The following is a 9,764-nucleotide window of genomic DNA, read 5'->3' as shown; positions in this document are numbered from 1 at the left end:
TTGGCCGATGTGGCCAAATAGCTGCCGGCAAGATTTCAGGCAGTTATTTCGGGTGGAAACGCTACTTGGTGGCTACCGACATCTGCCGGTAACCACCACCAATAAACCCATCATTCCCACTCGATTGTCAATAGTTCCCTCCATCTCCAGTGTTCACGCCACTTTTCGTGGCTTTTAAGTCTTTGATACCGTCGCCGATACCGTCAAATCCCCTTGCCTTGGGAGCGCTGCCCGTAGATAGTATCGGAGAGTTCATTGGTGGGGGTAGCGTTTGCGCTTCGAACCCCGCCCCGCCCTACTTCTTTTCGCGCATTCCGCGTGAAACATCTGACTGGTCTCGGTGGCTTATGCTCATCGGATCAAGCGGTCAATGAGTAATTCACTATTAAGATCAACTCACGCAGCTTCGATGGCAACGGCGCCGACAGCGCTAACGGAGTCGCTATGGTGACCCCGTTCACTGCAGAAGCATGCAAGCCCAATAGCTCTGGTTCCGGAGCAGGGTTCAGAGTCACCGCATTTCCACCGACGGTAATCCCATAGTTTGGTGGTCCGCCGTCAATTCGCGCAATGATGCGTGTGGCGCTTATTGCCGTGGCATGCCCACTAGTGAAGTACGGCAAGTCATCAGCAGCGATCTCCAACGTGGCGCTACCGGCGGTAGTCAATCGGTTCCACACATCGGGCCTGTCGCGGCGAAGGTCGAAAGCCTGAAACAGCCCCGTTCGCCCCGTCTTCAGCGCGAGCACGTTAAGCCGCTCCCGTAGGGTATTGGCAGATAGGGTGCGCAAGGCACCACCGCCGTCGCGGGCGGTGTATCGAAAATGGAGTACAACGTCGGAGATCGTCCCATAGTCAAAGGGCCGCAAAGTCTGCGGGAGTTCCAAAACGTAAGTGCCGATCACCCCGCTACCCTCGAACGGCAGATAGCGTTCATCGTCAAAGTTCAGGTTGAACAGGCCCGCATCATCTTGACCACGGCTCAGCGCGATGGACTGGATCGCGCCAACGTTATAGCGGAAGCGCGAATCCCCATCGGGATTCTCTGCATAGGCATAGACGTCTGCGTTTGCGCCAGCGGGAGCTGGGTCGGTTCTGCGCCCCGTCTCGACACGAATCCTATTAGACGTCTGGGTGAGCTTCAGTGGGACCGAGCTATAGGGACCAGCGACACACGGCACCGTGATACTCAGCACCTTGATGCGCCGGAAGTAGTGACCAGGGTGGTGCAAGTCGAAGACCGCTTCGGGCACTTGAATCAAACAGCGGCCGGACATGCGGAGTTCGGTCAGCGCCGTTGGGTCAAGGCGTGCAAGTGAAAGATGCTCGGTCAGTTCACGCTCGCGCACGTTGCGCTGCAGGTAGGCGCTGTCCATACGCCGGAGATCCGCGATCAGATTTTCGGCGGCAAGCAGGCCACGGCGCGTATCATTCCACTGGCCAGTTCGCACGAAGGGATCGATTGCGCCAAGCTCAAAATTAAAGCAGCGCTCTGCCGCACGTGCCGCCTCAAAAGCGAGGTTGTAGGTCTGACGGGAGAGTGTGCGCAGTTCCCCAGCAAGCCAATCGAACAACTCACGGTTGGTGAATTTAGTGCGCAGGTAGGTTTCTTCCGCTGCACTTTGCTGGCGGCGAACGCTATGGACGCGGAGTTGCTCGCTAGCGATGGTCTGACGAATCTGCGCAATCTTAATCTCGATGTCGGCGCGCTCCATTTCACGTTGGGCAACGCGTGCGCTGTTCTGCCAATCTTCCTGCCGAACCAGGTAGTTGCCCTGTTGATTCAGCATGCTGCCGGCTTTGTCGAGCGCGGCCGCTGCTGCGTTGACGGCTCCAACCATCGCCTGGCTGGCCGCTTCAGACAAATTCTTGCCGCCGATCTGGGCATTTGCTGTTGGCGATCCGCCAAAACCGGCCGCACCGATCATGAAATCAGGAACTACAGCCAGCCCCGCAGCCGCGACGTGCCCCACCACCATGAGTGCCTGCAGGCCAAAGGACAAGCCATAGCTCACTGTCGCCGCAATCTCCCAAGCGTTCATGTAGGGCCGTCCAGCGTAAAATGTCTGCGTTTCTTGATGCGTCTGCCGGTTCTTCTGTGCGCTCTCGATAGCTTTTCCAGCGGCCAGCAACTCTTGTTGCAGCGCCGTGGTCTGTTCCTTCAAGAGCTGACCTTCATGCTCAGCCTTGAGTCGTTGAAGTCCCTCGCTATCACGCGTTGTCAGCGCCTGCTCAAGCTTCTGCGAGAAGGCGGCAGCCACATCGGCCAATTCAATCGCGTGCCGCAACATGACGCGGAAACGGTACGGAGGACGCGGTGCGCTCAGGCTGCTTAGGACCGCCGACACTGACAGTCCCGAGGCCGCAGCCTGAATCAACGCTTCGACCGAAAGCGCGGGGGCAAATAGTGACAGTTCCCGCTCGATGCCGTCGATGGTTCGACTGTTGCGCAGGTTGAATTGCCGCTCTTCGAGCTTGTCCCACAACTCGTAGAGCTTGTCGCTCGGCGGGATGCAGAAATATAGACTCTCCAGCGAGAGCGGCGGCGGGGGAAGCTCGGCACCGCCGTGCGGCAAAACCGACAGATCGGGCAGGAGATTCTCCAGGCGGCATAGTGCATTGCCGAATAGATCGAGTCGCGCTTCGAGCTGGTTATAGGTCTCCGGCGGTACTTCCGCGGCTGCAGGGACGATCTGGGGACGAGGGCCGAGCAAACGCTCCGCTCTGGAGTAATCGAGCGATGCCATCACCAGATCCTCGAGTTGGTCACGGCGAAAGTAGGCGTCACCCCGGCCAATGAACAGTTTCGCGGTCAAATGAACGATGGCCTGCTGGAACGCGACTGTCCTCGACCGCGCAACCAAATACGGCTTGAACGGATTACGGCGCCACTCTAAGACTGCATCGGCGAGTTCGGTTTCGACAGCGCCGTTGGGATCATGAGCAAGTCTGTCCATGATCGTAGTCACTACCTGGCGGCCATAGTCCGCAGCCGTACGCAGATAGAAGGGCTTGGTGTTCCAGTATCGCTTAGGAGCCGGGTCGTTGGACGAACCCCGAGGGTCAAACACGTAACGCAGCCAGGTCTCCGCGGCATCGAAGCTCTCGACCGTGTCCTCCTCCATCAATTTGGAAGCAATCATGTGCGGCGCATGCAGCGCCAGTTCCCAGTTGATGTCCGCGTAGGCGCTGCCGCGATCGAATTCCATCTCCTCCTTGGGATACGGCGGCAGAATGATGGGATCCGGCGCGTAGCCGGTAATGGCATCCTCAAAGCGGAAACTACCCACTTCGAGTTGTGTCTTGCGAGCAAGCAATGCTGGCACGCCGCCCTGAAAGAACCGCTCGCGCAGGCGACAGGCCATCGGGTGGTAGAAGTTGTGCACCACGATGCCAAATTGAGTCTTTCGGTAGCTATCGAACTCCTGCAGGATGCGGGCGTACTCCGGGTCGGCCAATAGCTGTGCAATGACCGCCTGCCTTTCCGCATCAGTCTGTGCAGCGGCCCAGAGTTGCAGGTACTTCGTGATGAGTGCCACGACATCGACAAACAATTGCCGGATGTTCGAGAACGTCTTGATTGTGCTGCGCTCCCCTGTCTCGCGGTCGATGGCGCCGTAGAAGCCGGGGATCAGCACATAGCCATGGCGATTGTCCTCGAAGAAGAACGGCATGAAAGTGCCGAAAACGAGATACGTTAGTTCACGATACTTGTACTTGGCGGCATACAACAAAGTAGACAGAAAGCGGTCTATCTCCGATGCCTGGAACGGGTAGCTCACCCGAAAAATGGCTGGAATTTGACCAAAAGTCTTGCCGAAAAGCGTCTGGAAGTTGCCGCCACTAAAGACGCTTTGCAGGGCTAGCTGGTCATCGCTGTCTTGATTCTGTTCGACAAGGCGTTGACCACGTAGGCGGGTATCCTTGAAGCGTGGCAAGAAGTTGAACGATGGTCCACTCGCCTGGCGTGCCTCTGGATAGCCCTTGCAACCGGTCAGCAGGAAGCTGCCGATGCGATAGGGATACGCGTTCGCATCCCACACCCAAAACACGTCGACGGTGAAGTTTTCGGGGTCCGGCGACACGCTAAGAACAATATCCTTCTTGTCCAACGACCATGGCTTCGTCGGCGTCGTGACGGGATCTACCGATACACGTCTTGGCAACCACTTCTTGCCCGTGTACTCACTCACAGCCAGACTAATCTCGGACCAACGGTCGGACTTCGGAAGGTCCTGCGGGCCACTAGCCGGTTGCGGGTAAGTTGCCTGTTGCTGATCGTCCCCCTTCTCAACAAACGTGGCCCAGGCCAGATAGAGGCGCCTATTGCGGAAGAAGGCAATCAAGTGCTCGCCAGCGATATCTAAGTCGATCTTCCGCCAGGAAGTCCAAACGCGTTCCCGCTGCAACATGCGATGGAAGTACGTCCGAGGTTCACCGCCTTTGGTGGCCGCGAAGACGTGCAGGTTCTGCGAATCGAAGTCGTAGCAGGTGGCCAGCACGTCGAGAAAGGCGATCTGGTCCAGCCGATCCAAGTAGCCCTCGAAGGCAGCCGAAGTGTTCTCGTCATTGATTTCGTTCTGGAGCAGCGCGGTCTCGAAGTCAGCAAAACCCTCAGTCTTGTCGTCGCGCCATTCAGGCCGGAGGTAGTACTGAGCTTCGACGAAGACCTTCTTCGCCACCTCGGAGACACGATAATTCTTCATCCAATCCCACCAACTCCAGTCGGCGTCACCATCAAGGTCGGCGACCGCGGTGGGTTCCAGTCCTTCGATGCAACGGCGTATGAACAGTTGGAGGGTGGAATGCGCGTGCACCAGTCGTGACGACGGCATCTTGGCCGACCACTCGGTGTCCGTGAGGAAGTAGTCGTAGAGATCAGCCTTTCCCGTCAACGCGGGATTGGCGGCAAGCAGGTAGGCCACGAGCGCGTCACGCTTGCGCTCGCGGATCGGGTCCATCAGCGCCTTAAGCGCACCCAGCCAATCGGCGGGGTTATAACGCGCGCGGAGCAGTCGACGGGCATTGCGACGGTCGGCATCGGTGAGGCTCTCGGCACAGTAAGCCACCGCCTCGGCCAGAGGTACGCCGAGCTGATGCATCAAGGCTGCCGCCCTTTCCGTCGCGCTCCACGTCGACGGTCGCCGGTAGTCGGCCAGCACCCAGGCCAGGCGAGTGTCAACATCGCCTAGCAGCGTCCGAGGCCATCCGCTCAAGATTGAGAGGGCGTCGAGTAGCGAGCCTTTGGCCGGTCCGGCAGCAAATGCCAACTCGAATACCGACAGCGCGGAGACCGTCTGGTCGGGTTGCCCTGGTACATCCGTCGCGGGGTATCGCTTGATGAGCGCAAACGCATCCACCAACGACAACCAATCGGCAAGGGCCACTATGGCTGCAGCCGGCGCCGGGCTGGGTCCCTCGAACGGCGTCCTGTCCAATGCCAACCAGCCCAGTGCGGCGGCGTTCTTCAGCATGAAGGCTACCGTCTCGGGTGCTGGTTCGAACGGAGCGATCAATCCGGCCACGGCATGGGCCAGACGCAGAGCCCGATAGAGGTCGGGCGTGCCTGCCGGACTCAACACGACTGCCGGATTCGCCAAGGCGCCTTGGGTCAGCAAATCAACCAGCGGCGTAGGGACGGCGGCAATCTTGATGCGGACGCCGCGAAGCAATACGTCCGCCATCTCGCCATTCACGCGCAACAGCGTAGACAAAGCGCCGCTGGCAGCAGCGAATGCGGCCTCCCGCCGCACGCTGTCGCACAGACCCAGCATCAGCGCCTGCAGAAGCGCCTTGCGTGGCACATCAGCTCCAGGTGCAGCAACAATGGCATCGATGGCTGCTTTGATCGCCACACCATCGACTCGATCTGCCAGGGGGCCATCGATCACCGCCTTGGCCGCGTTGCCAATAGCTGCGGTTGGCGTGTCGGTACGGATCAGTTCACTCAACGCAGCGATTGCCGCAGCGTCGAGCGACGGCTGTTTCTGGAGTAGCATCTCGAATGCACCGATCTGTTCGAAAGCCGTGAGGCTTGCGTCGTACGGCGAACGATTGGCCTCTGACGCGCTGACAAGTGCCGTGCGGACTCCCTGCAATGACGGGGTGATCGCGGCGTCAGCGAGGTCCCACACGGCTAGGTTTGCAGCACGCCGTGCCAAACGATATTCGAGTTCAGGGATTGGGACACCCGTCGCGGCGACACGGTGGGCCGCGTCGACGAATGTCGACAGATTCGTAACGTTGGCCAGCGGATCGATGGCGCAAAGCCGCTCCAAGCCCAGGTAGTTAGCGACTTTCACTCCGAGCGCCCGCGCCAACCCCACGCGACCGTAGATTGCCGCCAGTCCGATAGCGGTAAGCGGGGGATTAACGCCTAACTGAGCCGCGACGCTGAGGTGACTCAGCAAAAGCTGCAGGTCCGCTGTGGTGACGCCGAAGGCAACCGCCACGTCGGCGACGATGAGCGGATCAGAAAGGCGTCGTCCGCTGCCAGGCACCGCGATTTCCGCGGCCTCGTTGGCGGCAACGGCGGCGGCTGTGAGTCCGGGATCTAGAGGGCCGGTAGCAGCCGGGTTCTGAAACAGCAGCGCGTGCTCGGAAGGAGCACCGTCAGTCGGGATGCGGTCCAGCCATGTGATGAGCCGGCCAACATCCACCTTCAGATCCGCAGCCAGGCGTTGTAGTTCCGGCAACGCTCCCAACGCCGCATTGCCAAGGTCGGACGCCCCCAGGCGCGGCGCGAAGGCCAGCCGATCGATGTCGCGCACGCTCAAGCCGGTGCGACGGGCCAGCCGCAGTTCGCGGTGCATCCGGTCGAGCACCGTGTCGTCGAGATTGACGATCTCCTTTGCTGAGAGGTTGCAGGTGTTGTCCAACTGACGGATGTAGAGATCTACGCCGCTGCGTACCCACGCTCCTATCAGCAGCGCCTCGACCTCCGTGTAGACAAGCCCGGTGCGGGAAGTGAAGACGTCGAGCGTGCGCATCGCGTTGGCAGCCACCGGCCCGGCCACACCCCAGATCGCAGGCTGATCAGCCACGGAGGCCGAGAAGATGAGGCTTCCTTCGGACGCCGAGATCCCCAAGGCCTCACCGGCGATCACATTGGCACTGGGGACGCCACCGGTCGCCAGCGCGCGCATCAAGTCTGCGCGCTCGATACCCGCCGCACTGAGATAGGCTCGCGTTTCCGCGTGGAAGAAGTCGAACGGCAGGCCGAACGCAGCCTTGCCAGCGGCCAACGCCACGTAGGCCGCTGCATTGACGTACTCGGGCGAGGCGGCTCGCTCTTCCGGACTTCCGTGGGTTTGGCGCAGGCGACGCAACTTCCAGTTGGGCCCCGGACCATCGACTGCGACGGTGATGCCCTTGTCGCGCAGCATGAAGCGGCTGCCGGCGTACGGCCCGTAGATGACTGCATCGTCTCCGACCTCGAATCCTTGCGCACGGATCGCAGCCAGGATGCCGGCCGAGGCCTTGCCAGCGGCCACGGCTCCGTTGAAGCCGAACCCCGGATCGGGCGCCACAGCTTCTTCGAGCAACTCGGACACGATGTCGATGTGCGGCACCGGCACCTCGGCGTTCTCGCAGTTGAGGTCGATCTCGCCGAGATCGGGCCGCCGTGCGAAGAGTACGTCCTTGGCCGTCTTGGTGCTTGGACCCGGTGGCAGCGTCGTATTGCGCACCAGCCGGTTGCGCAGAAAGCGCATCACATCCGCGAAGTACGCCGCCGGGCCGTAGATCGACCTGCAATGGCGACAGGCGCAAACGTCGGTAGAGCCGAACAGCGACTTCAGATCCGGTTGCTCGGCGACGATGCGCTCGATTTGCTTGGACAGCAGCTGAGCCGACTCGCCTTCCAGCGCGGACGGGAAGCTCAGCGTGCGCAGGTTGGTCGCCACCATGACCGCGGCCAAGTTCTGGTTGGCGGCGATCTCGAAGGTCTTCGTCGCTTCAGCAGTGCTCATGCCTGCACTGCGGTGGGCTTCAGCCACGAAGCGGGTCTTTCCCGCCGCCACGATATCGGCCGAGGCCCGGTAGCCGGCCGCGATCAAACCTTCCGTCTTGCGGTAGTCTCCGGTGAGCCGGAACATGCGCTGCATCTTCTCGATATCCGCGACCACCTCGGGTTCGAGGGTCTTCAAGTCGACGCCTGCAGCCTTCAAAAATGGCTGAAGCTTGTGCTGTCCCAGCTCGAAGTTGGGATGAGCATCGAAGAAGGCAACCACCTTCTCGTAGTTCGCCACGGCCTTGGGCTTGCGGCGGGAGAACTGGGCAGAAAAAGCCGCAGTCGGAAAGCGCTTCTCGAATCGTCGCACGATCACAGAAGCCTGGCGTCGCGCCAGCTTGGGATCGACAGCCTTGCCGCCCATACGAACGTTGCCCCGCTCGATCAGTTCCGACCAATCCTTGCGTTCGAGTTGCGCCAGCTTACGAACCTTCTCTGGCGCGTCGGCACCTAGGCCCTGCGTCACTTCCTCGACCAGACCCACGTTGAAACCCAGAAGATCGGCCAGCTGAAGCCGTGCCGCTGCCGCGGGTTTGGCTGCGGCCGCAAACGCGCCTTGCGCATCCAGCCGCTCGAACAACTGCGGCAGTTCGCCGATGTCGTGCGGACCAAGCACTGACAGCAAGTCCTGGGCCTTGCCATCAGCGAGCAGGTCATCCACCACATCCAGGATGCGCCTCGGCAGCGCCAGTTGGACATAGGCCAGGGCCTCCTGGCGCCAATGCTGCAAGCGCTCGTGGATCTCGTTGGCGCGTTTGAGCAGGCCAGGGTCGACCAGATGCCTGCGCACAGCGCGTTCTACCGCCGCCTTGGCCGCATCAGTTTGCAGCAGCACGGCTTCGTACAGCACCGCGCGCGTGTCGGTGCCGAGTTCCACCGGCGTCAGTACCGCGCGTGGCCTGTCCTGCCCCACACCGAATAGACCGTCCTCCCGCAGCAGCGCATAAAAATACTCAGCCGGCAACTTCGTTTCGGCTTCCACACGATGGGCCACCACGAAGTGCGCCAAACGGTCGAAGTCAATTCCGCTCTCGCGTGCGAGGAAATCCCCCTCGTCCGAACTTGGGTCGCGGCTGATGTCGGCCACCGGCACCTGCTCGATCCGCGGCTGGATCGCGGCGGCGATGCGCGCGAACTCCGAAGGTACCGCGCCCTCAGGTAGATTTACCGTGAGCTCGATGCGCGCCTCAACCGGCGCATTCATCACGAGGTCGCGGCTCGTCGGTTTCCATAGCAGCGTCTTGCCGTCGGTAGCGAAGACACGTACGCCGACGTCGGCGGAACCCTTCTCTGCCCGCAGGGCATCAGCGGCGCAGTAGGCGATGTGGTAACGCCCCAGGTCGTCGGTACGCGCCTCGCCCAGTATCTGTTCAGCGCGGAAGTCCCGGTCGATGGCCACGACGCGCAAGTTCGGCACGGGGGTGCCGTCGGCGAGTGTCACCTTCCCTTGGACGGTACGCGGAAGTTTCCTTCCCTCCGACCACAACTGCTCAAGCACGTCGAGTTCGAGTGCGCTGTCGATTGGTAGTCCATGCGCCCCCTTCCATCGAGAAACCGCTTCGGATGTGGACGGGCCGAAGCGCTGCTCCCGCAATTCGATCGGTGCGACAACATGGCCCAGTTCCGCAAGGATGGTCTGCGCCTGCGCGACGTCGGCACCTCGGCTGCCGGGACGCAAAGGAACCTGGAATCGAGTTCTTTGTTTTCTCATGATTGGGCTCCTTTGGAGGTTTGATCAGGAATATCTCGGGTG

At 60.9% G+C, this 9,764-nt stretch carries 1 protein-coding gene; it reads right to left on the bottom strand.

The window, feature by feature from the left end:
- Positions 1 to 359: 359 nt before the first annotated feature.
- Complete coding sequence (locus tag Q1M07_RS07010; RefSeq protein WP_300452430.1) at positions 360 to 9,722, bottom strand: neuraminidase-like domain-containing protein; 9,363 nt, start codon at positions 9,720 to 9,722, stop codon at positions 360 to 362.
- Between the last annotated feature and the right edge of the window lie 42 nt (positions 9,723 to 9,764).

The sequence above is a fragment of the Accumulibacter sp. genome (assembly GCF_029255285.1).
In the GTDB taxonomy this organism is placed as follows: domain Bacteria; phylum Pseudomonadota; class Gammaproteobacteria; order Burkholderiales; family Rhodocyclaceae; genus Accumulibacter.
Note: the sequence above shows the minus strand (reverse complement) of the source record. Positions and strands in the feature narration are given on the sequence as shown.

Excerpts from the sequence above, each read along its gene's own strand:
- Q1M07_RS07010 (WP_300452430.1), bottom strand. The coding sequence starts at position 9,722 with ATGAGAAAACAAAGAACTCGATTCCAGGTTCCTTTGCGTCCCGGCAGC.